The organism is Pseudomonas sp. GW821-FHT03C07 (genome assembly GCF_059420925.1).
Genome location: NZ_JBWKUQ010000001.1, coordinates 453,275 through 476,756, shown reverse-complemented (window position 1 = coordinate 476,756; position 23,482 = coordinate 453,275). Strand labels below are relative to the sequence as shown.

20 protein-coding genes are annotated in these 23,482 nt (G+C 60.0%); 5 read left to right on the top strand and 15 right to left on the bottom strand.

Features of this window, described 5'->3' with window-relative positions; genetic code table 11:
* Positions 1-61: 61 nt before the first annotated feature.
* From AC07VG_RS02005 to AC07VG_RS01985, 5 genes are all read left to right on the top strand, one after another.
* A complete protein-coding gene (locus tag AC07VG_RS02005; protein ID WP_495020364.1) occupies positions 62-1,165 on the top strand; it encodes a WD40/YVTN/BNR-like repeat-containing protein in 1,104 nt (367 codons plus the stop codon).
* 52 nt (positions 1,166-1,217) lie between these two features.
* Positions 1,218-3,626 carry an efflux RND transporter permease subunit gene (locus tag AC07VG_RS02000; RefSeq protein ID WP_495000433.1) on the top strand — a complete coding sequence of 803 codons (2,409 nt, stop codon included), beginning with the start codon at positions 1,218-1,220 and terminating at the stop codon, positions 3,624-3,626.
* Positions 3,627-3,837: 211 nt separating this feature from the next.
* A complete protein-coding gene (locus tag AC07VG_RS01995) occupies positions 3,838-4,095 on the top strand; it encodes a DUF1652 domain-containing protein (RefSeq protein WP_495000434.1) in 258 nt (85 codons plus the stop codon).
* 1 nt (position 4,096) lies between these two features.
* Positions 4,097-4,354 (top strand): hypothetical protein, encoded by a 258-nt coding sequence (locus AC07VG_RS01990; protein ID WP_495000435.1) that lies wholly within the window; start codon positions 4,097-4,099, stop codon positions 4,352-4,354.
* A gap of 308 nt (positions 4,355-4,662) precedes the next feature.
* Entirely contained in the window at positions 4,663-7,287 is a 2,625-nt protein-coding gene (locus AC07VG_RS01985) for an EAL domain-containing protein (RefSeq protein WP_495000436.1), read from the top strand.
* Positions 7,288-7,344: 57 nt separating this feature from the next.
* Here AC07VG_RS01985 and AC07VG_RS01980 read toward each other — a convergent pair whose 3' ends face one another.
* The 15 genes from AC07VG_RS01980 to AC07VG_RS01910 form a co-directional block, all read right to left on the bottom strand.
* Entirely contained in the window at positions 7,345-8,112 is a 768-nt protein-coding gene (locus AC07VG_RS01980; protein ID WP_495000437.1) for a DeoR/GlpR family DNA-binding transcription regulator, read from the bottom strand.
* A gap of 123 nt (positions 8,113-8,235) precedes the next feature.
* The gene (locus tag AC07VG_RS01975; protein WP_495000438.1) at positions 8,236-9,543 is read right to left on the bottom strand and encodes an MFS transporter; all 1,308 of its coding nucleotides are present in this window, start codon (positions 9,541-9,543) and stop codon (positions 8,236-8,238) included.
* 112 nt (positions 9,544-9,655) lie between these two features.
* Positions 9,656-10,606: a phosphoglycerate dehydrogenase gene (locus AC07VG_RS01970; protein WP_495000439.1), complete on the bottom strand. Its 951-nt coding sequence runs from the start codon at positions 10,604-10,606 to the stop codon at positions 9,656-9,658.
* Between the two features lie 56 nt (positions 10,607-10,662).
* A complete protein-coding gene (gene pdxA, locus AC07VG_RS01965; protein WP_495020363.1) occupies positions 10,663-11,676 on the bottom strand; it encodes a 4-hydroxythreonine-4-phosphate dehydrogenase PdxA in 1,014 nt (337 codons plus the stop codon).
* Positions 11,677-11,691: 15 nt separating this feature from the next.
* Positions 11,692-12,936 carry a four-carbon acid sugar kinase family protein gene (locus AC07VG_RS01960; protein ID WP_495000441.1) on the bottom strand — a complete coding sequence of 415 codons (1,245 nt, stop codon included), beginning with the start codon at positions 12,934-12,936 and terminating at the stop codon, positions 11,692-11,694.
* Entirely contained in the window at positions 12,933-14,102 is a 1,170-nt protein-coding gene (locus AC07VG_RS01955) for an iron-containing alcohol dehydrogenase (RefSeq protein ID WP_495000442.1), read from the bottom strand. Before AC07VG_RS01955 ends, AC07VG_RS01960 begins: the two co-directional genes overlap by 4 nt.
* Positions 14,103-14,111: 9 nt before the next feature.
* Positions 14,112-14,993, bottom strand: coding sequence for a 4-hydroxy-tetrahydrodipicolinate synthase (gene dapA / locus AC07VG_RS01950; protein WP_495020362.1), 882 nt, complete (start codon positions 14,991-14,993; stop codon positions 14,112-14,114).
* A 334-nt stretch (positions 14,994-15,327) separates the two neighbouring features.
* Positions 15,328-16,134, bottom strand: a complete 807-nt coding sequence (locus tag AC07VG_RS01945) for a hypothetical protein (RefSeq protein WP_495020361.1) — start codon at positions 16,132-16,134, stop codon at positions 15,328-15,330.
* Between the two features lie 295 nt (positions 16,135-16,429).
* Positions 16,430-16,933 carry a hypothetical protein gene (locus AC07VG_RS01940; protein ID WP_495020360.1) on the bottom strand — a complete coding sequence of 168 codons (504 nt, stop codon included), beginning with the start codon at positions 16,931-16,933 and terminating at the stop codon, positions 16,430-16,432.
* Positions 16,934-17,008: 75 nt separating this feature from the next.
* Positions 17,009-17,596, bottom strand: a complete 588-nt coding sequence (locus AC07VG_RS01935; protein WP_495000446.1) for a TetR/AcrR family transcriptional regulator — start codon at positions 17,594-17,596, stop codon at positions 17,009-17,011.
* 446 nt (positions 17,597-18,042) lie between these two features.
* Positions 18,043-19,557, bottom strand: a complete 1,515-nt coding sequence (locus AC07VG_RS01930) for an MFS transporter (protein WP_495020359.1) — start codon at positions 19,555-19,557, stop codon at positions 18,043-18,045.
* 105 nt (positions 19,558-19,662) lie between these two features.
* Entirely contained in the window at positions 19,663-20,211 is a 549-nt protein-coding gene (locus AC07VG_RS01925; RefSeq protein WP_495000448.1) for an NADPH-dependent FMN reductase, read from the bottom strand.
* Positions 20,208-21,509: a cytochrome P450 gene (locus tag AC07VG_RS01920; RefSeq protein WP_495000449.1), complete on the bottom strand. Its 1,302-nt coding sequence runs from the start codon at positions 21,507-21,509 to the stop codon at positions 20,208-20,210. Before AC07VG_RS01920 ends, AC07VG_RS01925 begins: the two co-directional genes overlap by 4 nt.
* Before the next feature lie 32 nt (positions 21,510-21,541).
* On the bottom strand, positions 21,542-21,811 hold the full coding sequence (locus AC07VG_RS01915) for an acyl carrier protein (RefSeq protein ID WP_495000450.1): 270 nt from the start codon (positions 21,809-21,811) through the stop codon (positions 21,542-21,544).
* Between the two features lie 54 nt (positions 21,812-21,865).
* Positions 21,866-23,413 carry an acyl-CoA dehydrogenase family protein gene (locus AC07VG_RS01910; RefSeq protein ID WP_495020358.1) on the bottom strand — a complete coding sequence of 516 codons (1,548 nt, stop codon included), beginning with the start codon at positions 23,411-23,413 and terminating at the stop codon, positions 21,866-21,868.
* Positions 23,414-23,482: the final 69 nt, after the last annotated feature.

Below are 23,482 nucleotides of genomic sequence, written 5' to 3'. Positions count from 1 at the left end.
CGGCCGTGGCGGGCGAGCAGCTCGTCACGGTCGCCAGTGACTTTCCAAGCAGGATAAAGACATGAACCTTGAAAGAATCTTTTCGCGTTTTGGCCGGCGATGGGGCCCCTGCGCCCTGGCGTTGTGCCTGTTGGCGAGCCTCTCCACTGCTGCGCAGGCCGCGACGTTCGCGGTACTGCTGCAGCCGCCACTGCCCACCGCCAAGGCCCCGCGTGCGGTATTGCTCGGCTTGGCCCGGGCCGGGGAGCGTTTGGTGGCGGTCGGTGAGCGCGGCATCGTGCTGCTCTCGGATGATTCGGGCACGACCTGGCGCCAGGCCAGCGTGCCGGTCAGCGTCAGCCTGACGGCGGTGCAGTTCGTCGATGCCGAGCAGGGCTGGGCCGTTGGCCATCTGGGGGTGGTGTTGCACAGCGCGGACGGCGGTGAAACCTGGCACAAGCAGCTCGACGGCGAAGCTGCCGCCGCGCTGGCATTGCAGGCGGCGCAGCGTGAGGCCGGGCAGCCGGGGGCCGCCGGCAAACTGGCGCAGGCGCGGCATTGGCTGGCTGACGGACCGGACAAGCCGTTTCTCGACCTGTACTTCAGGGATCGGCTGCACGGTTACATCGTCGGTGCCTACAACCAGATCTATCGGACCGACGACGGTGGGCAAAGCTGGCGGCCCTGGATGGGGCATCTGGACAACCCACAAGGCCTGAACCTGTATGGCATTCGTGGGGTGGGCAACGATTTGCTGCTGGTGGGGGAGCGCGGTTTGCTGTTGCGTTCGAGCGATGCCGGGGACTCGTTCCAGGCCTTGAGATCACCCTATGAAGGCAGCTTTTTCGGTCTGCTCGGTACCCGTGAGGGCGCCTGGATTGCCTATGGTTTGCGCGGCAATGCCTGGTGGTCGGATGACCGTGGCAGCAGTTGGCGGCGCCTTGACACCGGCATCGAGTCAACGCTGGCGAGCGCCACCGAACTGCATGACGGCAGCCTGCTGCTGGCCAGCCAGGGCGGTGAACTGCTGCTCAGTCATGACCAGGGGCACAGCTTCGATAAACGTCAGAGCCGCAACGGCGCGACGGTCGCGGCGGTGCAACAGGCGGCCGACGGCAGCCTGGCCAGTGTCGGTTTGAGTGGCGTGGCCGCTGACCAGGATTCGCGAGCATCCGGCAAACCTTGAAACTTCACGGTGTAGCGCTAGCGGGCCATGGCCCGTGCAACAGGAGTCAGACTTGAAAGACGACAAAACCCAAACCGTGATTGGCCGCCTGGAGGACTTCGACCAGGCTTCGGGGAATTTCGCCGAACGGGCGATCTTCAACCATCGACCGCTGGTGATCCTGCTGTGCCTGCTGGTGACCCTGGTGCTTGGCTGGCAGGCGACACGCATCGGCATCAACGCCAGCTATGAGAAAACCATTCCCAGCGGCCATCCCTATGTCGCCAACTTCCTGAACAATCGCAGCGAGCTGAGCGGCCTGGGCAACTCGTTGCGGATTGCCGTGGAGGTCAGGCAGGGCAGCATCTTCACCAAGGACTACCTCGACACGCTGGCCAAGCTCAACGACGAACTCTATTTGCTGCCGGGCGTGGACCGCCCGTACATGAAATCGCTATGGACCCCGACCACGCGCTGGACCGCCGTGACGGAGGAGGGCCTCGATGGCGGTACCGTGATCCCCGATGACTATGACGGTTCGGCGGCCAGTATCGAACAGGTGCGCACCAATGTCGGCCGCTCCGGTGAGGTCGGGCAGTTGGTGGCTGGCAACTTCAAGTCCAGTGTGATCTTCGTGCCCTTGCTCGAAATCAGCCCACAGACCGGCAAGGCCCTGGACTACGGCGAGTTTTCCCGGCAACTGGAAGCCCTGCGTCACAAGTACCAGACCGATGACCTGCGAATCCACATCACCGGCTTCACCAAAATCGCCGGCGACCTGATCGAGGGGTTGACCCAGGTCCTGCTGTTCTTCGTGGTGGCGGTGCTGGTAACCGTGGTGGTGCTCTATGGCTACACCCGTTGCGCGCGCAGCACCCTGCTGGTGGTGACCTGTTCGTTGGTGGCGGTGCTCTGGCAACTGGGCTTGCTGGCCATCCTCGGTTACGAGCTGGACCCCTACTCGGCGCTGGTGCCGTTTCTGGTGTTCGCCATCGGTATGAGCCATGGCGCACAGAAGATGAACGGCATCATGCAGGATGTCGGTCGCGGCACCCACCGGGTGGTCGCCGCGCGTTACACCTTCCGCCGCCTGTTCGCCGCCGGCATGACCGCGCTGCTCTGCGATGCGGTGGGGTTCGCGGTGTTGCTGCTGATCAATATCCGGGTGATCCAGGACCTGGCGATCACCGCCTGCCTCGGCGTGGCGGTGCTGATCTTCACCAACCTGATCCTGCTGCCGATTCTGCTCAGCTATGTTGGTGTCAGCCCGGCGGCAGCGCAACGTAGCCTGAGCTCGGAAGCCGCCGAGCTGCAGGCGCGCATCAAACATCCGCTGTGGCGTTTTCTCGACTTGTTCACGAAGCGGCGCTGGGCCATTGGCGCCATGCTCGGTGGCCTGTTGCTGGCGGCGGGCGGTTTTGCCGTGAGCCTGCAGCTGAAAATCGGCGATCTCGATCCCGGCGCCCCGGAGTTGCGGGTCGATTCGCGCTACAACCGTGACGCGCAGTTCATGACCGGCAACTATGCCGCCAGTTCGGATATCTTCGTGGTCATGATCAAGACTCCGGAAGATCAGTGCACGCGCTACGCCAGTCTGGCTGCGGTGGACGAACTGGCCTGGCGGCTGGAGCAACTGCCCGGCGTGGAGTCGACCACCTCGATGGCGGCGTTGAGCAAGATCGCCACGGTCGGTTACAACGAAGGTAACTTCAAATGGTATGAGCTGATCCCCAATGACGGCGCGCTGGGGGCGGTGCAGACCCGGGCTCCGCGGGAACTGTTCAACCAGGGCTGTTCGATGCTCTCGCTGTACGTGTACCTGGCCGATCACAAGGCCGATACCTTGAGTCGGGTAGTGGCGGCCAGCGAGCAGTTTATCGGCGAACACCCGGTACCGGAGGTCAAGTTCATGTTGGCCGCCGGCAGCGCCGGTATCGAAGCCGCGACCAATATCGTGGTGAAAAAATCCATGCACGAGATGTTGTTCTGGGTGTATGGCGCGGTAGGCCTGTTGTGCCTGCTGACCTTCCGCAGCTGGCGGGCTACCCTCTGTGCGATGCTGCCGCTGATGCTCACCTCGATTCTATGCGAGGCGCTGATGGTCGCGCTGGGAATGGGGGTGAAAGTGGCGACACTGCCGGTGATCGCCCTCGGCGTGGGTATCGGCATCGACTATGCGCTCTATGTCTTGAGCGTGATCCTGGCGCGGATGCGCGCCGGTGACAGCCTGGCCCAGGCTTATTACCAGGCGCTGCTGTTCACCGGCAAGGTGGTGCTGCTGACCGGTATGACCCTGGCGGTGGCGGTGTCGACCTGGGCCTTCTCGCCGATCAAGTTCCAGGCTGACATGGGCATCCTGCTGGCCTTCATGTTCCTGGTGAACATGCTCGGTGCCTTGATCCTGCTGCCGGCATTGGCCTGGCTGTTGCTGCCGAGCAAAGTCTTCGCAATCAAGCCTGAGGCGAGTCTGCTGGTGCACTGACGCACGCGCCGTTGCGGCCCGGGGCACGGGCCGCACTCCAAGCGCCATCAGTAGCGGATCATCACCGACTTGAGCTCGGTGCAAGTTTCTGCAACGACGAAGCGACGGGTTGCGTGTGCTCAGGTCGTAAAAAGGTTCAAGTTGGTACTATATTGTATGAGTTTCTGAATAGGGCCCCTCTGGGACAACCTGTTGCTGTCGAGACTCAGCCATGATTTCTGTTCTAGAGATTCGCCGCCTCATAGAAAACAGCTGCCTGCCCCTCGTGTGCTGTTGTACTGAGGAAGGCGAGGGGTTGTTGACGCTCAGAATTTACGATCCTTACAACAGTAGATTGGAACTCATTTTGCAGGGCCTGCCTCGCGACGAGCTCAAGGGTGGCCATGGGATTTCCCGCTTCGTCGAGGCACTCAGGTCTGAGTTGAAAGTCGGCCAGGACCGCGTGGTACAGCTTCACAGGCGCCTCTGATATGTCTGCCAACCTGCACCATTCAGCGTGCCTGGTTTGCGGAGACCAGCAGGCCTATTCCTGTTCGATAGGTGTGTGGGAAGAGTATCACTGTCCCGAGTGCGGACTTTATCGGGTGGCGAAGTGCTTGCTTGAAGCGATGCAGGTTGAAAATCAGCATTTCAACGTGGTCGCCACCAGAATCTGGCTTGAGTCCTGTCGATTTTCTGATCCGCTCCCTATGATCACGCTAGAGCACGCGATCATTCAGGTGAACTGAGGGCAGTACGCTGACACCTGATCGTCAAACAACGTGATGATGGCCTACGCTTCCTTGTCTGGAGGCTTTCCCTGTTCTTTTGCAAAAAAGCTCGGGCGTTTTTACAGCGTAAGCACACGAAGCCGTTAAACTGACATAGCGAGAACGGCTTGTGTCCGTTTAGTTTGTTTTCATCGCATTACCTGACACGAGGTGCTTGGGGTGAGAGAACCACACACTCGGTTGTAAGGACAGGGTCACGTTTCTGGTACCTCACGTGCTCTCAAGGGCCGTAGGACGGTGATTGCAGGCATACAGTGGTAAAAAAAATGGACTCTAGCGTCGGGTTGATCAGTGGCGAAGAAGCGGAGCCTTTTTTCGTGCAGACACTGGAGCAGGCTATTGATGCCGTGGTGGTCATTGATGATCACAACTGTGTGGTGTTCTTCAATGGGGCGGCCGAGCAACTTTGGGGATGCCGGCGAAGCGAGGTGCTTGGCCACAACGTCAATACGCTGGTTCCCCAGGCTATTTACGCCCAGCATGACGGTTTTATTGGCGCCAACCGGGAAACGGGGGTCAACAAAATTGTTGGGAGCAGTCGGGATTTACGTATTGTGCGCAAGGATGGTGAAGAGCGTTGGGGCTCGATGTCCATCTCGAAAATCACCTTGCAGGGTCGTATTCTTTACGCCGCCTTTCTCAAGGACATCACCCAGGCGCGCTTGAAGGACATCGAGCACCGCTTGCTTTCGATGTCGGTCAATGCCACCCGTTCGGCCACCTGTATCGTCGACACTGATGGGCACCTCATTTATGTCAACGACGGCTTTGTTCGATTGCTGGGCTATTCCCGTGAAGAGGTGATCGGACAGTCACCGCTTATGTTCTTTGCCCCGGATACTCGAGCCAAAGCGTATGCGCAGCAGCGGCTGGAAAGACTCCTCGCGGGTCAATCGAATGAGAGCAGCGCGCTGATCAGCAAGCGTAATGGCCAACGGCTGTGGCTGCATGTTTCCTCGACGCCGGTGTTTGCGGCTCAGGGCAAGGTCGAAAACAGCGTGATTGTGTTGACCGACATTACCCGGACCAAGCTGCATGAGGTGTTGCAGGACAAAATCATTGGCGCGCTGCTGAAAGAGGCGTCGCTGGAGAGCGTGTTGACCTTGCTGTGCCAGGAAATTGAACACATCGCCCCCGAGGTCGCGGTGTCGATCCTCAGTGTGGACAAGGAAGGCATATTGCACCCCTTGGCCAGCCCGGGCTTGCCGACGGATTACTCCAGGGCTCTCGAGGGGCTGTCAGCCGGCCCCTCCAATGGCTCCTGCGGCACGGCAGCCTACCGGGGTGAGCCGGTCATGGTGACGGACATTTTTCACGATCCGCTCTGGGCTGAATACAAGGACCTGGCACAACAGTCGGGTTTTCAGGCCTGCTGGTCGGTTCCGGTACACAACGGCGCGGGACGGGTCGCGGCGACATTTGCGCTCTACTTCAGGGAGTGTCGTGGACCTGACCCGCTCCATATGCATCTGGTGTCGGCGGGGATCCACCTGTGCCTGTTGGCGCTGGAGCGGGAAGAGGCCCGGCAGTCCATTCTCCGAATGGCCTTTTATGATGCCTTGACCGGTCTGCCCAATCGCAATTTCCTCATGGCCCAGGCCGAGCGGATCCTGCTTGAAGTCGCTGAAGAACAGAGCGAACTGGCGGTATTGTTTGTCGACCTGGATCGTTTCAAGCAGATCAACGATGCCCTGGGGCACGCCTCCGGGGATGAGCTGCTGCAAGCCATGGGGCAACGGTTGCGCAGCGTGCTAAAGGAGTCGGACATTGTCGGGCGTTTGTCTGGGGATGAGTTCGTGCTGGTGCTGCCGCGAATGAGTGCCACCCAGGTCACGTTCTTTCTTGAACGGCTGATGATGACCCTGAGTGTTCCGGCAACCGTTGCCGGGACTTCCGTGGTGTTGTCGGCCAGCATTGGCATCAGTATGTTCCCGAGGGACGGGCAGGATATGGAAAGCCTGCTGCATTGTGCCGATATCGCCATGTACCAGGCCAAGCGCGTCGAACGCGGCAGCTTCAGTTTTTTTCTCGAGGAGATGAACAAGACCGCCCAGGAGCGCTTGATGCTGGAGACGGACTTGCGTAAGGCCCTGGCCGGTGATGGACTGCATCTGGTGTATCAGCCGCAGATCGATCTACGCACCGACCGTCTGGTGGGGGCCGAAGTGCTGGCGCGCTGGGTGCATCCGACGCTCGGCCATATTGCGCCTTGTCGATTCATTCCTCTGGCCGAGGAGTGCGGGCTGATCAATGCGCTCAGCCAATGGGTGCTGCAGCAGGCTTGCGAGCAATTGGCGCGCTGGCGTCGACAAGGTTTGGGGGTTCCCTCCTTATCGATCAACCTATCGCCGATCAACTTCCACAATCGTAATCTGGCGGAGATGATTGCCCGGCAATTGCAATATTGTGGCTTACAGCCCAGCGACCTGTGCGTGGAGGTGACCGAGGGTGTCTTGTTGTCCAATAGCGCAGGCACCGAGCAAACCATCCGCGATTTGCACGCCTTGGGGGTACGCCTGGCTATTGATGACTTTGGCACCGGTTACTCCAGCTTGGGGTATTTGCGGCGCCTGCCGATCAGTGAGTTGAAACTGGACAAGAGCTTCGTCGATGACCTGGAACGCGACGCCTCCTGTCGCGCCCTGAGCGAGTCGGTTATTGGGATCGGCAAGGGGCTTGGCTTGCACGTGGTGGCCGAAGGCATTGAACACGCCGCCCAGCGCGACATCCTCATGGCCCAGGGTTATGAGGTTGGGCAAGGCTATTTGTTCTCGATCCCGCTGCCGTGCGAGGCGTTCGCGCAATGGGTCATGGCGGGTGAGACGGAGCACTATGCGGACGTGGGCGGGATGGTGATGAGTGCGATAGCGGACAACCTCAGCCGGCCATGAGTGGATCCGCCTCGTTCTGAGCTTAATGCGTCGGCGACAGCCTTGTTGTAGAAACAGTCAGTCGTTGGCTATTTCAATGCTGATCAGTTTGTTGACCCGGAACGACGCCAGCAGCGATTCATCCGCCAGCGAGTCGGTAATCAGCGTCCACGGCCCTTTCAGGGGCGACCAATGTTGCTGGAGTGCGCGCCCCAGTTTTGTCGCGTCGGCCAGCACGAAGGTCTGGGCCGCGCGCCCGATCATATTGGTTTTGAGGTAAGCCTGATCGGCACTGGCTTCGCAGAGCCCCAACTCGGCCACAACGCCATCGGCGCTGAGAAAGATCTTGTCGGCACTCAAGTGTTCCAGGGTTGCCTGCGCGGCGGCACCGAAGGTCGACATGCTGGAGGCCCGCAGTTCGCCACCGAGCAAAGTAATCTTGGCCTCCGGGAGCCGAGCCAAGGCCGGCAGTGCGAGGATATTGTTGGTGATCACATGCAGACCGCGCCGCGCCACCAATAGCTCCGCCAAGGCGCAGGTCGTGGTGCCGCCATCGAGCAACAGGGTGTCGTTGTCCCGCACATGGGCCAGCGCCGCACGGGCGATGGCGAGCTTTTCCTGGCTGTGTTGAGAGCGCCGTTCTTCGACGGAGGTCTCCGGCTCACGCAGGCCGACATGGGCGGCTCCGCCATAGGTGCGCAAGATCAGGCCTTCTTCCGCCAAGGCGGTGAGGTCCCGGCGCATCGTGGCTTCGGAGACGCCGAAATGCAGGCACAACTCCTCGACGTTCGCAGTGCCTGACAGCACGAGATTGAGAATGGCTTGGCGGCGTGTGGCAACTTTCATGGATGTCCTGGAGATCTGGCCCGAGCGCCTTTATACGGTTTTTCAACGAGGTAGTAAAAGGTCGCCCGGGGAAGTCAGCGGGTAAAACGCCCTGAGTGTTCGAGCGTTTTATCGGTCAACGGTTCAGGCGGGTTGTGTGCTCGGGGTTTGCGACTGCTCCTGGATCGGTTCGACATCACCCAGCAGAAACAGATAATTGACAATGGCCACGACAATCAATCCGGCGGAAAACAACAGGGCAGGAATGAATGAGCCCGTGGCGGCGACGATAAACCCGGTGATGATCGGACCGACCACGCCGCCCATATTCGACACGGTGTTCTGCAGGCCGGCCAGCATCGAGGTCATGCCCCGTGGCGCCACATCGCCGGGCAGGGCCCAGACTTGAGTGGCCGCGACCGTGGTGCCGGATTTGGCAATGCACAGCAGGACAATGGCCAGCCAGGACGACTCGGCGAATGCCGCGAAACCGATGCAGGAGGCCATCAACAGGCCGACCACCAGGAACGTCTTGCGAATCCGTGTCAATGACCAGCGCCCTTGGCGGTAGATACGGTCGGACAGCCAGCCGGCAAAGATTTCCACCAGCATGGCGATCAGCAACGGCAGCGCCGCAACGAAGCCCATGGAGATCAGGTCCATGCCACGTTCTTTCACCAGATAGGTAGGCAGCCAGGTGATAAAGAAGTACGAGTTGTAATTGATGAAGAAAAACCCCAGGCACATGGCCCAGACGTTGCGGTAGCGCAGCAGGTCGTACCAGCGCATGGTTGGCTTGTCGCCGGTGCCTTCCTTGCGTCGCTGGCCTTCGCGGATGTACTTCAGCTCTGCCGCGTTGACCCCGCTGTGCTGTTCGGGATCGTTTTTGTAAAAAGCAAACCAGACCAGTGCCCAGACGATGCCGATGGAGCCGCTCAGGACAAACGTCATCTTCCAGCCGACCAGGGCGATCAGCCAGACGATCAAAGGCATGGCGATCGCGCCGCCGAATTTCGAGCCGCTGTCGAAGATGCCTGCGACAGTGGCGCGCTCTTTGTCCGGAAACCAGCGCGAGGCGATCCCGGCGTTACTCGGATAGGCCGCCGCTTCGCCCACGCCCAGGCCGACCCGCAGCGCGAACAAGGAATTGAAGCCGCTTGCCAGGCCGGTCATGGCGGTGGCCACCGACCACCACAACACCGCGCCGCCGAGGGTGAGTTTCTGGCCGAAACGGTCGGCCAACCAACCGGCCGGCAACTGCAGCAGGGCGTAGGACCAGAAAAACGCCGACATGATCAGGCCCATTTCCGCGGTATTCAGGGCGAACTCTTTGCTGATGATAGGGGCGGCGGCGGACAGCACGACACGGTCGATGTAATTGACCGCAATGGCGGTCCACATCAATCCGGCGATCAGCCAACGTACCGAGGAAGCCTTATTATTGTTATGCATGGTTGCAACTCCGGGTTCGGTGTTCGGGGGTGTTCGGCAAAAGCGTGATCGCGCCCACGGCAGGCCGGTTGGCCTACCTATTGAGTGGCTTGAAGTCTGGGGCGCGGGCGAGCTAGAGGCCGTTCACCACGTGTTCGGGGCGTGCATTGGCCTTCAGCACCGCGACAATGTTGCGCACGCAAGTCAGGCTCAGGATGTCCAGTGCCCCCGGCGTGTAGCCGGCGATATGCGGTGAGGCAATCACGTTTGGCAGAGCATAGAGCGGGTGACGGGTGGCCGGTTCCTCTTCGAAAACGTCCAGCGCGGCACCGCCGAGTCGACCGTTTTGCAGCGCGGTAAACAAGGCGTGTTCATCGATAATGCCGCCCCGTGCGGCATTGATCAGGTGAGCGTGCGGCTGCATCAAGGCCAGGCGTTCGGCACCGATAAGATGGTGGGTCGCGTCGTTCAGGCCGATATGCAGCGTGACGTAATCGGCCTCGGCCAACAGCGCATCCAAGGCCAGCAGACGAATACCGTTGGCCTCGGCAAAGGCCAGGTCCGGGTAGGGGTCATGGGCGATCACCTGCATCGAGAAGCCCGCTGCGCGCCGCGCGACTTCCTTGCCGATATTGCCCAGGCCGATGATGCCCAGGGTCTTGCCGTGGACATCGGCGCCGAACAAGCGCGGCCATTCGCCGGCTTTGGTCTGCTGATCGGCCAGCGCGATCTTTCGGGCCGAGGCCAGCAGCAGGGCAAAGGTGTAATCGGCCACCGCATGCTTATTGGAGTCCGGCACATTGCAGACCCACACCTTGCGTTCACGGGCGGCGGGCAGGTCGATGTTATCCACGCCGACGCCGTGTTTGCAGACGATACGCAGCTCGGGCAGCGCATCGAGCACGCGGGCGTTGATGTTGTTGAAGGCGACGATTGCCGCCTGTGCGCCTTTGGCCTGGGCAATGAACTCGTCTTCGCCGATATCGGCCGGCAGGTTGATGCATTCGATGGCCTGCTCGCCTAGTAGTGTCAGGGGGGCTGTCGAATACTTGGCAAAAGACGGCGAGGTGCAGACGATTTTCATGGTGATGTCCTCATATTGTTTTTATAGGTTTTGCTGACTCAGGCGTTCGCGGGTAATCAGGCCGCCGTACTGCTGCGCTTGTGGGCGGCCAGCTCCACGGCCTGGCGCATCGCCTCGGTCAGGCTGCGTTCGTCGGCGATCCCCTTGCCGGCAATGTCGAAGGCGGTGCCATGGTCGACGGAGGTGCGGATCACCGGCAGGCCAACGGTGACATTCACCCCGGCTTCGAGGCCCATGACTTTTACCGGGCCATGGCCCTGGTCGTGATACATCGCGACCACCGCATCGAAATCACCGCGTCCGGCGCGGAAGAACAGGGTGTCCGCCGGCAGCGGTCCTTCCACACGCCAGCCCCGTGCATGCAGTTCGTCGATGGCGGGCTGAATCTTGGTGGCTTCCTCGCCGTAACCGAACAAGCCGTTCTCCCCGGCATGGGGGTTGATGCCACAGATCGCGATCAGTGGGTCTTCGATGCCGGCGCGCACGAGGGTCTCGCGGGCGCGCTCAATCGTGCGTTTCACCAAGCCGGGCTCGATCTTGGCGATGGCATCGATAATGCCCATATGGGTGGTGACATGAATCACCCGCAGCGTCGGCGTCATCAGCATCATCGAAACCTCTTCGATGCCGGTCAGGTGCGCCAGCATCTCGGTGTGGCCGGGGAAAATATGGCCGCCCGCATGCAACGCTTCCTTGTTCAGCGGCGCGGTGCAAATGGCGTCCAGTTCACCGGCTTCGGTCAGTTGCACCGTGCGCTCAATGTAGCGGAAGGCGGCATCGCCGGCGATAGCCGACAGCTTGCCGTAGGGCAGATCGGCGGGGATCAGCCCCAGGTCGATGCAATCGACGATGCCGTGTTGAAAGCGTGCCTGAGCCGGGCATTCAATGCTGTTCACTTGCAGGTTGCCACCGACAATGCGGTTGGCGTCGGCCAGTCGGGCGGCATCGCCGATCACCAGCGGCCGGCAGGTTTCGTATAGCGCGGCGTGGGCCAGGCATTTCATGATGATTTCCGGACCGACGCCGGTGGCATCGCCCATGGTGATGCCGATAACGGGACGCTCAGACATAGTGCTCTTCCTTTGTTAGGGGTGCGGCGTGGCGGTCAGTTGCCGCCAGGCATCGAAAAGGCTGCTCGGCTGGCCGAAGCCGCCAGCTTTGGTGACGACGGCCAGCTCACGCCCACGCCAGCGGGCGCGGGAGAAGACCACACCGGGGGCCAGGTCACCCTGAAGGTCCAGGCGCTGGATGCCGGCGGCCCCGAGCATGGCGCGGGCGGTTTCGCCGCCGGTGGCGATCAGCGCGCCCGAGCGGAGCAGGGCGGGCTGGAGCAATTGGGCCAGGGCCGTACTCAACTGCGCGGCCTGGCCGGGATCGCGTTGCTCCTGTTGCAGGCTGACCAGTACATGCCGACCCTGTTGCTGGGCCGTCTCGATTGTGGCGGCGATGGACTGCCATTCGGCCGTCGCCGGTCCCGCGCACAAGGTGGTGGGGGCAAGGCGCACGCGCAGTTGATCGCTGTGTTCAGCCAGGTAGTTGGCTTGCGCCTGGGAGTGTCGGGACATACTGCCCACCACGGTCAACACCGGTCCGTTGATCGGCGCATCCAACCGAGGTGATACAGGCGGAAATCCCAACGCCTGCGGCAGGTGTCGGGCCAGCCCGGCGGAGCCGACCCAGAACAACCGCGTATGCAGCGTCGCCGATGCCTGGGCGATATTCGCCAGGTCCGTCTCGGTTTGCGCATCACACACCAGTGCCTGTACACCGTCGGCCAGATGCCTGAGCAGGTCTGCCGGCAATCGCTCCGTGTCACGTACGGCATCGAGAGACAGCGCCGCACAGCGCAGACCTTGCGCCTTCAACCGCTCCAGCAGATTGGCCGTGCCCGCGAGGCGCTCATTGCGCCAGACATCGGTTTGATCGACGGGGACGCCATCGAGGTGTTGAACCCCGCCCACGGTGGTCCTGCCCATCAGCGGAAAGGCCGGCGCCACCAAGGCCATGCCGCGAAGGGCTTGCAACGCGGCCACTTCGCTCGCCACATTGCCGCGCAGTGTGGAGTCGATCTTTTTGTACAGCGGCAACTTGCCCACCTGCGCCATCGCCAACACATCGCGATGGGCCGCGGCGGCGGCTTGCGCACCGAGGCGTCGAGAGTCGAGGTCGAGGGCGATCACCTCCGTGTTCAGCGACGCACCGACCTCCAGCCCGACGTGGCTGAGAATCACCTGAGTGACCATGCGCCTGGCGAAATCGGCGGCGCAGTCAGCTGCCCCGGAGAGGTCATCGGCAATGATCAGCAGGCGCGGCACGAGGGGGAGGCTCATGGCAGCAGGCAGCGATAAAGCTGCTGGATATCGTCGAGGCTGAGGACTTTGGGATTGTTGGCCATCAAGCGCGTCACTTTCGACGCGGCCACCGCCATGTCGGCCAGATGCTCTTCGGCCACGCCGAATTCGCGCAGGTTCTGCGGGATGTTCAGGATCGCTGTCCACTCGCTGATCTGTTCGATCAGTTTGCCGGCGGCCGCTTCGTCGCTATCGCTTTCCAGGGCCACGCCACAGACACAGGCGGCACGCTTGAGGCGGCCGGCGCAGCTATCCAGGTTGAAGGCCATGACATGGGGCAGCAGCATCGCATTGGCGACGCCATGGGTGACATGGAACTTGCCGCCCAGCGGATAGGCCAGGGCATGCACGGCGGCGGTGCCGGCTCCGGTCAGTGCCAGGCCGCCATACATCGAACCCAGCAGCATATCGCCACGGGCCCGCACCGAGTCGGGCTGTTGATAGGCCTCGACGATGCTGCCGGCGATCAGACGCATGGACTCCAGGGCAAAGGTGTCGCTGATGGGATTGGCCTTGGTGGAAATGAACGATTCCAGCGAATGGGTAAATGCATCCATGCCGGTAGCGGCCGTGATTGCCTTGGGCAGGCTCAGGGTCAGCAAGGGGTCGAGGATCACCAGGGTCGGCAGCAGGTGACGGCTGACGACACCGATCTTCAACTCTTCGTCGGGCAGGGTGACGATGGCGTTGGGCGTGACTTCGGAGCCGGTGCCCGAGGTGGTCGGGATCAGCACCATCGGCTTGCCGGGGTTACCGACTTTATCGATCCCGAGCAGCTCCTTGAGCGGAGTGTCGTTGGTCAGCATCACGGCGAACAGCTTGGCGGCATCGAGCACGCTGCCGCCGCCCACGGCGATCAACGCGTCCGGTGCAAAGGGGGCGACCTGCTCGTGAAAGACCCGTTCGATATTTTCCAGGGTCGGCTCGATTTCGACGTTATCGATTATATGCACGGTGATGTCGCGCCTGGCGAACTGCTCTTTGATCTTCGCGGTGACACCGAGGCGGTGCATGGCTTGCTGGGTGACCAGCACCACCTGCTTGAGCGGGGTATCCAGCAGATACAGCTTGTCGCCCAACTGCTCCAGGCTACCGGGGCCGTGGATGATGTTCTTGACGGTCTGGAAGTGATAGATCGCGGACATGTCAGCCCCTCAGGCGTTTTGGCGGTAAACAGCCAGGATCTCTTCGAGTTTTTGCGAGGTCGCCGCATCGAGGGGCGCAACCGGGGCGCGGCAAGGGCCGACCGGCACGTTCAGCAGCTCGGTGGCTTTTTTCAGCACCGAGGGCATGGTGCCCAGGGCGAAGGCATCGCGCAGCGGACGCAGCAGTTCCTGGGCGGCTTTGGCGGCTTCATGGTTGCCGGCCTGGAAGTGGTTCCAGATGGACATGACCACATGGGGCACGGCGTTGGCGGTGGCGGCCACGGCCCCGTCGCCGCCGGCGAGCAGGTTCCAGTAGATCAAGGAGTCGGTGCCGGCGAATACCGCGAAGTCGTCACTGCGATATTTGATCATCTGCACCAGGTTGTCGAAGTTGCCGGCGCTGTCCTTGATGCCTTTGATCTGTGGGTGGCGGGACAGAGTGGCCACGGCACCGATGCCGATGGACATGCCGGTCTTGGCCGGAATGTTATACATCATCACCGGCAACGAGGTGGCGTCGCCGATGGCCTCGTAGTGCTTGATCAGTTCCGCTTGGCTGACGGCATTGAAGTACGGGGTGATGACGGACAACGCGTCGGCGCCCATGCCTTCGACGCGTTTGTTCATTTCAATCACTTCGCGGGTGCTGAACGCCCCGGTACCGACCATGACCGGCAGACGGCCCGCCGAGGCGTCGAGGGTGATGCGGACAATTTCGAGTTTTTCTTCATCGGACAGGGCAAAAAATTCGCCGTTGGTGCCCAGCACGAACAGGCCATGAACTCCGGCTTCGATCAGGCTTTCGACCAGGCCGCGCAGGGCCTTTTCGTCCAAACGCTGGTCTGCGGTAAACGGGGTGACTAAGGCGGGAACGATGCCGTGGAATTTCATGAAGAGGGTCTCTCGTTTTGTTATAATTGGCACGAGAGTGATTGAAGTGATCGTAATTGGCAAGGGGTAGTGACTGAAAAAATCATTAATTGGATTTTTAGCGGATGGTGATTTTTGTGTTTTTGCGTGAATCGATCATTCTTTGCCAGGCGCCAGGAGAGGGGGTGCTCAGGTCCCTGAAGAGCGCATGAGCAGCACGCTGCATGGCTTGACGGGTTTCGTAGGTCGTGGAGGAGGGCTTCTATTTGTGCCTGCATCGCAGTGGCGCTTGCAGGCAAGGGTAAGGCTAGCGCAATACGTTTTTGTTCTCACACGCTGGTGCGATCAACAAACGCTATTTGCCTACGATGTAGTCGAAGGCTGTTTTGGTCAGTGGAAGCGCCACAGTGACGAGGATAATACCGAGCTGCCAGTACACGAGCTTGAATTTCGATTCGACCTCTTTGTTGGAAGCTTCTAGTTTGACGGCGAGCAGTTGGAGAGCATTGTCATGTTTCTCCCCCATTTTATTCATCGCAGTTTCCTGCTCTTTGATTGCAACCCGTAGCTCGACGCCCTGGGTCTTGGTTTCGCTACGAAGCGCATTGCTTTGCTTTTCCATCGCCATCCAGAACTCATGGCTCTGTTTTTCCATTGCAAGGCGAAATTCGCTGCCTTGCTCTCTTATTTCGGCACGAAGCTCATTGCTTTGTTTTTCCATCGCCGAGCGAAATTCGCTGCCTTGCTCTCTTATTTCGGCACGAAGCTCATTGCTTTGTTTTTCCATCGCCGAGCGAAATTCGTTGCCTTGCTCTCTTATTTCGGCACGTAGCTCGTTGCTTTGTTTTTCTATTGCCGAGCGAAATTCGTTGCCTTGCTCTCCTATTTTGCTACGAAGCTCATTGCTTTGTTTTTCCATCGCCGAGCGAAATTCATTGCCTTGCTCTCTGATTTCAGTACGCAGCTCGTTTCCCTGATTAGCAGAGGCTAGGCCTAGAGCGCTTATCTGTGCACTTTGGGCTTTGACCGAGTCGCTGAGATCTTTGATTTCAGTGCGCAGGTCCCTGATCGAGCCCCGCAGCTCTCGACCCAGATCTTCGGTCTTTTGGACCCGTTGTTTCTCTGTTCGTGTCAGAGCGGATTTTGATGTCAGGTTTTGCACTTCGGCCTCCCAAGCCTCTAAGCGGCTCTGGTTTTTTCCGGCGACGCGTCGATGGCTGACAGAGCGTCAAACACAGCTATTGATCTACTTATGGTGTCTCCTTCTCAATGGGGTGAGATAGCCAGTTGCTTCCGGGCTAATTGTAGGAAATGGCGATGCTTTTTGCGCGTAGATAAACGTAGGCAGCGCACGACGCGATTTGCCGATCTTCGTGCGCGGCTGCCGCACCGCGTCACGAATTTTCCTTGCCGCCAATCGGTGTCGAACGCAGGCATAGCCGCCTGGTGATCCCGGTTTATGTACGTACCAAAGCCTTGTTATGCGAATAGATCCGCCAACATTGCGCGGAAAATCCCACGATGAAGAGGCCTAACCAAACCGCTAGTGTGGTCAGCACCACAGGCGCCATCGGATGATCGGCCAGCGGCTGCGAGATGGGCAATCGGGTCAGGGTTTCATTGGTGCCAGGCACGAATGACAACAAGAAACTGAACGACAGCCCGAATGTACTCAAATACGGGCGGGCTCGCCCCAGGAAACTCAAGGCTGGCGCGTATGCACCTGCGAAGGCGGCAAAAAGTACAAAAAGGCCAAACCCATGCCCGGCATTTAAGCCACCGGTGCTGGAGACCCCGAAGGACGTGGCGACCGAGAGCATCAAACTGATCAGGTAGACACTGCCGGAGCGCGTCTTCGGGTCGATCTTGTAGTAGCGGATAAAACTGTAGGCGCCAGCAATCAAGGGGACCAGGCTGATAACGGTATGGATCGCGCCTAAAGGCGATATAGGGTGAGTCATGGAATGTCTCTCTACTAGTTGGTTGGTTGTGAAGGTGAAAAAAAGACCGGTCTGCACCGGTCTTCTCAATACGGCTCAGCGAGCCGAAGTCAGCCTGCTGATGGACAATTGAACAAGCGTCTTGAAGGTATCGGGATCACCGAACCCTCGCGCGGCCAGCATTGCTCCATGTACGCTAGCCATGAAAGCCTTTGCCTCGATAGTGGGGCTGCCCTGCAATTGAAACTGCCCCGTGGCGGCGCCCTTTTCGAGGACCGATGTGAGCCAATTAGTCAGGTCCTGAAAATGCCCGCGAACTTCGGCCGCGACTTCTTCAGGAAGCGTCGGCAGTTCGACGGCCAGCATCGCGCAAATACAGAACGGCGAGCTGCCACTACGGATACACGTGGACCAGTAATCGACATAGGTATTGAGCTGTGCCAATGGATCGGCGATCTGTCGGTTGAGCGCCGCCAAGCTTTCCCGCGCTTGCTCGCGATACCGCGCGACCACCACTCGAACCAGCTCAGCCTTGTTGGGAAAATGGTGATGAATGGTCGCCTTGGTGATACGCACCCGATCAGCGATATCAGCATAACTGAAGCTGTTGTAGCCCCCGACTGCCAGCAATGACTGGGCATACTCGGCAATCTCGGTTGCCTTCGGAGACAGTTCTGTGTTCATAAACAATTCCATTAAAGTTGCCGAGCAACGCTGGATATACTCGGCCCCGTGAGAGGGGTTTGAGTCAGCCAACAGGCCGTGAGATGGGGTAAACCTACTAGTAGGTTGGTTTTCTGTCAAGCGACAGCTCCCTACCAATCGCCTCAGTGGGGGCCGCATATCGACCGCGCAGAAATATCGGTTTGAGGGGCAGGGGTGGTGAGTTTTGAGTTTTTGGAAATCAAAGAGGCTGGCAACGCGAACGTTGCCGCCTCGATGCTTAGCGGTGTGGAGAACGATGTGCAGTTCGGTATTGCGCCGTAATCAATCGTTGCTGCAGATGCCGTGGAAACCCGGCTTCGAAGGCATCGCGCCGACGTCCTGTGCGGCATGATTCAGGACGAGACAGGGCGTTTGAATGAGCATCAGCGTACGCATTCTGCAATGCAAACCATGGGGACAGTATCCTAGGCTTGATCAGACACTGCGGCCAAGCGAGGCTTAGTGTTTTCTGCTGGGCTGAGGAGTTTGATAATGACGATGGACAGGAGGATGCAGATGCCGATGAGCACCAGCATAACGTTGTGGAAGGAGGCGTTGTAACTCGAGTCCATGAAGCTGCGGAACAGCTCGGCGTGGCTGGCATCGACCATCTGCAGCGGCGTTGTCAGATTGCCTGTGGCAACCGTGTTGGCCAGTCGCTTGATATCCAGTGCTGTCGCAAAATCCGGCAAATCAGCGCTCATGACCTTATGCAGATTGGTCGCCAGCAAGGAGCCGTAAAAGGCAATGGCGATGGTTTCACTGCCAAGGCGAAGCGTGTTCAAGAAACCAGCCGCCAGGCCGGACTTCTCCGCTGCGACATTGCCTAATGCCTGGCCGTCGGCCAAGCCTGCGCACAGACCGGTTCCCGCGCCGACGAGCAACATGGGGCCGGCAAATGCAAGGAGTGATGCGCCGGTGCTGATGAATAGAAGGCAAATATCACCCAGGATCAAAACGCCAAGGCTCACGAATAATACGCTCTTGGCCTTGGTGCCGGCCTCTACCAGCTTTGCCGAAATCACCGGGCAGATAAACAACGGCAAGGCCAGTAACAACATGGCCAAGCCCGTTGTCCCCGCGCTGTATCCAGCGACCGAGCTCAAGTAGCTGGGCAGGTAGGTGAGCAAGGTGAAAAATCCGAAGGATGGGGTGACGGTGGCCAGGCACCAGCCAACGAACTGCCGGTTACGCAGAATCGACAGATCCAGCATGGGCTGGCGCTGGTAGCGCTCGACGAGGATAAAGACCGCGAACGAAACCACGGACAAGACAAACAACCCAAGGGTCTCGCGACTGCTCCAGCCCCACTGGGAGCCTTGCACAATGCCGGTGACGAGTAGCAATGCACTCAGGACAAACAGCGCGATGCCGATGTAGTCGATGCGTGCGTTACTGAAATGAGGGGCCTGCAGGCGCATCGCAGGAATAATGGCGATCACTACGCCAATGATGCCCGCATGCACGTAGAAAATGGCGCGCCACCCAATGTTCTCCACCAGCAACCCGGAGAGCGTCGGGCCGATACCCACTCCGATCCCTACCGCGGCGCCGGCCATGGCAAACGCTTTCAGTCGAGCGGCGGCGTCGAATTCCGTTGCCAATATGGCACTACCCGCGGCAAAAATCGCCGCGGCACCGATACCGGCAACAGCGCGGGCGCAATCCAGGACCAGGATGTCTGTCGCCGTGGCGCTGATCAGCGCGCCCGCGGCATAAATAAGGGCCCCCAGCGTAAAGGCTAATTTACGCCCGATAATGTCGGCCACGGCGCCCCAGGCGAGCGTGAAGCAGGCAAATGTCAGGTTGAATGCCGTCACCACCCATTGCAAGGTGGTTAATTCGGGCTTGAGTTGCATGGCGATATTCGGCAATGCGACGGCCGTGCCGGAAATCGACGTCGGGATGACAAAGATTGCCAGCAGAATGGCCAGCAGCATCAAGGCCGGGCGTGACTGTCTAGTGTGTAACGGTGTCTGTGTGGAGAGACTCATGGTCATTATCTCTTGGGTGAACCAGAAGTGATCGAAGAGGGCCAGGGGCACTCAGAGGGCGTTGCACTCAAGCACCCTGGCCTCGATGGCTTGGGCCAGGGCCGAGAGCATGTCTTGCAGTGCCGTGGTGACGTCGGGCATGGCCAGGGCCTGTTCCTCACTCACCTGATTGCTGGCGAGTGATAACGTCGGGGAGCCTGAGTCCAGCACCTGCGCACCCATGATGGTCAGGGTTTCCCGCAACGCCGCGGGCGCATGAATAGGGCGTTTCGAGGCGTTGAGCAGGGCGAGGGGTTTTGCCTCGAGTTCGCCGCTGCCCACGATCCAGTCCAGCGCGTTCTTGATGACACCTGTTACGCCATGGGCATATTCAGGACTGGCAATAATGACCGCATCGGCATTTTTCAGCGCTTCACGCAGTGACAACACGGCCGCGCCTTCATGTCCCTCATTGTCCGGATTGAACAAGGGTATTTGCTCCATGGCCTCGAACAAGGTGACGCTCATGTCCGTCGGGGTAAGCCGAGCGCATGCGCGCAGCAGTGCGGTGTTCACCGAGGCGGCACGTAAACTCCCGGACAATGCCAGAACATGGATCATAGTGGGCTCCCGGTGTAGGGGCAGCCTCGCCGGGTTGCTTCGTTCGGCGGCACCTGGGCAGATGAGCCATGGACGGGCTCGGTGGGCGGTTGCCGGGTAGCGCCATCGGTCCAGGTGATCGGCAGTTGCTTCAGGCCATACAGCACCATTTCGTGGCGAAACGGCAGGGCGTCGATGGGGCAGGTCAATGCGAGGGTCGGCAACTGCTTGAACAGGCTGCGAAAGACGATTTTCAGCTCGGCACGGGCGAAATGGGCGCCGATACACTTATGCAGACCATGACCAAAGCCCAGGTGATTCCTGGCTTTGCGGTGGATATCGATCTGGTCGGGCTGGGTGTAGATCAGTTCGTCCCGATTACCTGAGTTGAGCATGACCACGACGCCTTCGCCCGCCCGGATAAGCTGGCCGCCGATTTCGACGTCAGCGGTCGCTACCCGGGGCAGACCGGTATGGTTGACCGAGAGATAGCGGACCATTTCGTCAATGAAGTTATCCGCCAAGGCCGGTTCTTCCAGGAACGTGTTCAACTGCTCCGGTTGTTGAAGCAGGACCACGGTCCCCAGCCCGATCACTTGCGCCATCGTGTCGTAGGCGCTGAGCAGGAGCAACGCCGCCAGGCCGACCAGTTCATCGTGACTGACTTGGCTGTAGCGTGCCGGGTCCTGAATCAGTCGGCCGATCAGGTCGTTTCCGGGAGCATTTTCCTTAAGGGTCACCTGCTGGTCGAAATACCCCATCAATTCGACCACGGCGGCTTCTTGTTCTTCCGGGGAGCGGCTTCTGTCGAGGATGGTATCGGTGCGCTCCTGAACAAAACCGTGGTCGGCGTACGGAACGCCCAGCAGTTCACAGATCACCTGAGCGGCTATCGGCAGGGCGAAGGTTGTAATCAAGTCCTGTGGTGGCGCCAGTGACTTCAGTGCTGCCATGTTTCGTGCGACCACACTCTGCATCAGCGGGTTCAGCGCTTCCAGTTGAGGTCCGATGAACTCACCGACGATCAGGGCGCGCAGCCGCTTGTGGTCAGCGTCATCCATCAACAGGAAAAACCCGGGAGGCGGGGCGATATCTCCTGTCAGATAGGAAGGAAATCCTGGTCGACGGGGATCTGAACTGAAGCGTTTGTCGCTCAGGACTGCGCGAATGTCCTTGTAGCGGGTGACCAGCCAGGTACTGTCGCCACGGGGTGTTTTCACGCGAAGTATCGGTTGCTCGACGCGCAGGTGCCGGTACTCGGGTGGCGGATCGAAGGGGCAGATTCGTTGTGTCGGAATGTCGTGCAGCGTTGCTTCCATGGTGTTCTCCATTGCGTCCTTGAGGGGTTGCATCAGCAACTGCTCGCGTTGCTGGCCAACGCTTGAGCCAGCGTGCGCAGGGTCGGAAAGTCCCAGATCACGGTGGGGTCGACTGCCATGCCAAGGTGGGTGCCGACTTCCCCTATCAGGGTCAGTGCGTAGACCGAGTCGAGCCCGTATTCGCTCAACGGCACGTCTGGCTCAATGGCCTCCAGGGGAAGGTTGACGTAATCGGCAATCCGAGTAGCCAGCCAACGACTCAATTCACCTGCGGAAAACGTGGGGCATGTTTGCGTCAACATCGAAAAAATCCTTTTTTGGTGGAGGAATGAACAGTGCTCATGGCATGTCGGGTGTCAGTGCCAACCTGGCGTCGCGGCCAGCGGCAGTCGGGCCAGATCAAAGCTTTGCCGGGACAGGTAGCGCTGCATCAGTTCGTCGAGCAATGTTTCAGTCAGTGCCGCGGACATGCGTTGACGGGTCAGCCCTGAAAGCGCAGCCAAGCGCAGCAGCACGGCCAAGATCCAGGCCGGCTGAGCAAGGAAGGGATCGGTGGTGTTCTTTTGCTGCGTTTGCCATAGGCCCAGACAGGCCGAGGCGCACAGCAGAACGCTGTAGCGGCTGGCCAGGCGGAAGCTTTCCGGACTCGCACGCGCGGTTGTTTCCCGGGCGGGAAGGGCTGCACATTGTTTACGAAGGGCCTGAAGTTCGTCGGCAAACAGGCGTACCAGGTGAAAGATCTCGCTTTCGCAACGATCTTTGCACACCTCGTTGGTCTCGAGCGTCTGCAAGAACCCGAGCAGGCTATCCTGCCCGCCGCTGGAGAGTGCCAGGTGATCAAAACGTAATGGAGCCGGCTGCCAATCGAGCTCAAAGAGCCCTTCTGGAGCAGGTGCCGTATTGTTCCAGCCGGTCTTGGCCAGCATGGGGAGTTGCGGTAGCAATGTCATCAGGCAACTGATCCGCGCCGCATGCCCAAAACCTACCGGTTGCAAATCACGGAGCAGTTTTTGAAAGATGGCCATTTCCCCTTCACGCACATACGAGTGCGCACCCAGGACACTGGCCAATGAGTCCATGGCCGTGACCAGGACGGCAGGGACCAGGGCCTTGACGGCGCTGCCATACAGATTCAGCTCTGCGGGGACCACATGGGCGGCATTGGCGGCAACGCTGACAAATGCGTCGCACAGAAGCAGATCAACAAAACTGTCTGCCAATCGGGCGCGAACCTGTGGCAGCTCGCTGGCCGGCTTGTTGTACAGCTTGCGCGCACGACAGTGTTTCAGCGTCAGGCGTAAGCCGGTGTCGAGGATGGCGCTGAACATTCCCGGCAATGCGACACGGGTCAGTTGGAAGGCCTTGAGCGTGGTTTCCAAGCCTTGGCCCGGGTTTCCGACCAGGTTTTCGATGGCGAGGTCGCAGTGCTTGAATTCGACCCCACCCAGCGCTATCCCGCGCATACCTGACGTGCTGTAGCGCGGCTGGTCGAGCAGGCTCCCCGCTGAAGCCTCCGTTCGCTCAAACAGTATTTGTGAATGGCTTCTGCCGCCTGTTCCGCTGGCGGTCCTTGCATAGACCAGCAGCGCCTGGGCCCTCGCGGCGTTGGCGATCACCTGCTTGCCGCCCTGAAGCGTGAGTCGTTCCTGACCGAGCTGGGCGCTGCACTCGACACGGGAGATGTCGTTACCGTGTTCGAGCTCATGATAAGCACACGCCAGCTTGCCGTTGCTGAGCAGCACCTCGGCCACGCGGGCTTGTTGTGTGGGGTGTCCAGCGGTCCACACGTTGACGGCGGCGAGGAATGAACTGGCACCGTATCCCAACCCCAGGCTCGGATCTCGCCGGAAGATGCAGCGCATCACCGCGATCAGCCGGTTGAGGCTGGCCAGGCGTCCACCCAACGCCACCGGTACGAATTGAGCGTTGAGTTGGTATTGATCCAGCAGTGTTTCTCCGCTTGCCAACATTTC

Bases quoted from the DNA above. Each gene is read 5' to 3' on its own strand.
- AC07VG_RS02005 (WP_495020364.1), top strand. From the start codon at position 62: ATGAACCTTGAAAGAATCTTTTCGCGTTTTGGCCGGCGATGGGGCCCC.
- AC07VG_RS01995 (WP_495000434.1), top strand. From the start codon at position 3,838: ATGATTTCTGTTCTAGAGATTCGCCGCCTCATAGAAAACAGCTGCCTG.
- AC07VG_RS01990 (WP_495000435.1), top strand. From the start codon at position 4,097: ATGTCTGCCAACCTGCACCATTCAGCGTGCCTGGTTTGCGGAGACCAG.
- AC07VG_RS01985 (WP_495000436.1), top strand. From the start codon at position 4,663: ATGGACTCTAGCGTCGGGTTGATCAGTGGCGAAGAAGCGGAGCCTTTT.
- AC07VG_RS01980 (WP_495000437.1), bottom strand. From the start codon at position 8,112: ATGAAAGTTGCCACACGCCGCCAAGCCATTCTCAATCTCGTGCTGTCA.
- AC07VG_RS01975 (WP_495000438.1), bottom strand. From the start codon at position 9,543: ATGCATAACAATAATAAGGCTTCCTCGGTACGTTGGCTGATCGCCGGA.
- AC07VG_RS01970 (WP_495000439.1), bottom strand. From the start codon at position 10,606: ATGAAAATCGTCTGCACCTCGCCGTCTTTTGCCAAGTATTCGACAGCC.
- pdxA (WP_495020363.1), bottom strand. From the start codon at position 11,676: ATGTCTGAGCGTCCCGTTATCGGCATCACCATGGGCGATGCCACCGGC.
- AC07VG_RS01960 (WP_495000441.1), bottom strand. From the start codon at position 12,936: ATGAGCCTCCCCCTCGTGCCGCGCCTGCTGATCATTGCCGATGACCTC.
- AC07VG_RS01955 (WP_495000442.1), bottom strand. From the start codon at position 14,102: ATGTCCGCGATCTATCACTTCCAGACCGTCAAGAACATCATCCACGGC.
- dapA (WP_495020362.1), bottom strand. From the start codon at position 14,993: ATGAAATTCCACGGCATCGTTCCCGCCTTAGTCACCCCGTTTACCGCA.
- AC07VG_RS01940 (WP_495020360.1), bottom strand. From the start codon at position 16,933: ATGACTCACCCTATATCGCCTTTAGGCGCGATCCATACCGTTATCAGC.
- AC07VG_RS01935 (WP_495000446.1), bottom strand. From the start codon at position 17,596: ATGAACACAGAACTGTCTCCGAAGGCAACCGAGATTGCCGAGTATGCC.
- AC07VG_RS01930 (WP_495020359.1), bottom strand. From the start codon at position 19,557: ATGCTGCTGGCCATTCTGCTGGCAATCTTTGTCATCCCGACGTCGATT.
- AC07VG_RS01925 (WP_495000448.1), bottom strand. From the start codon at position 20,211: ATGATCCATGTTCTGGCATTGTCCGGGAGTTTACGTGCCGCCTCGGTG.
- AC07VG_RS01920 (WP_495000449.1), bottom strand. From the start codon at position 21,509: ATGGAAGCAACGCTGCACGACATTCCGACACAACGAATCTGCCCCTTC.
- AC07VG_RS01915 (WP_495000450.1), bottom strand. From the start codon at position 21,811: ATGTTGACGCAAACATGCCCCACGTTTTCCGCAGGTGAATTGAGTCGT.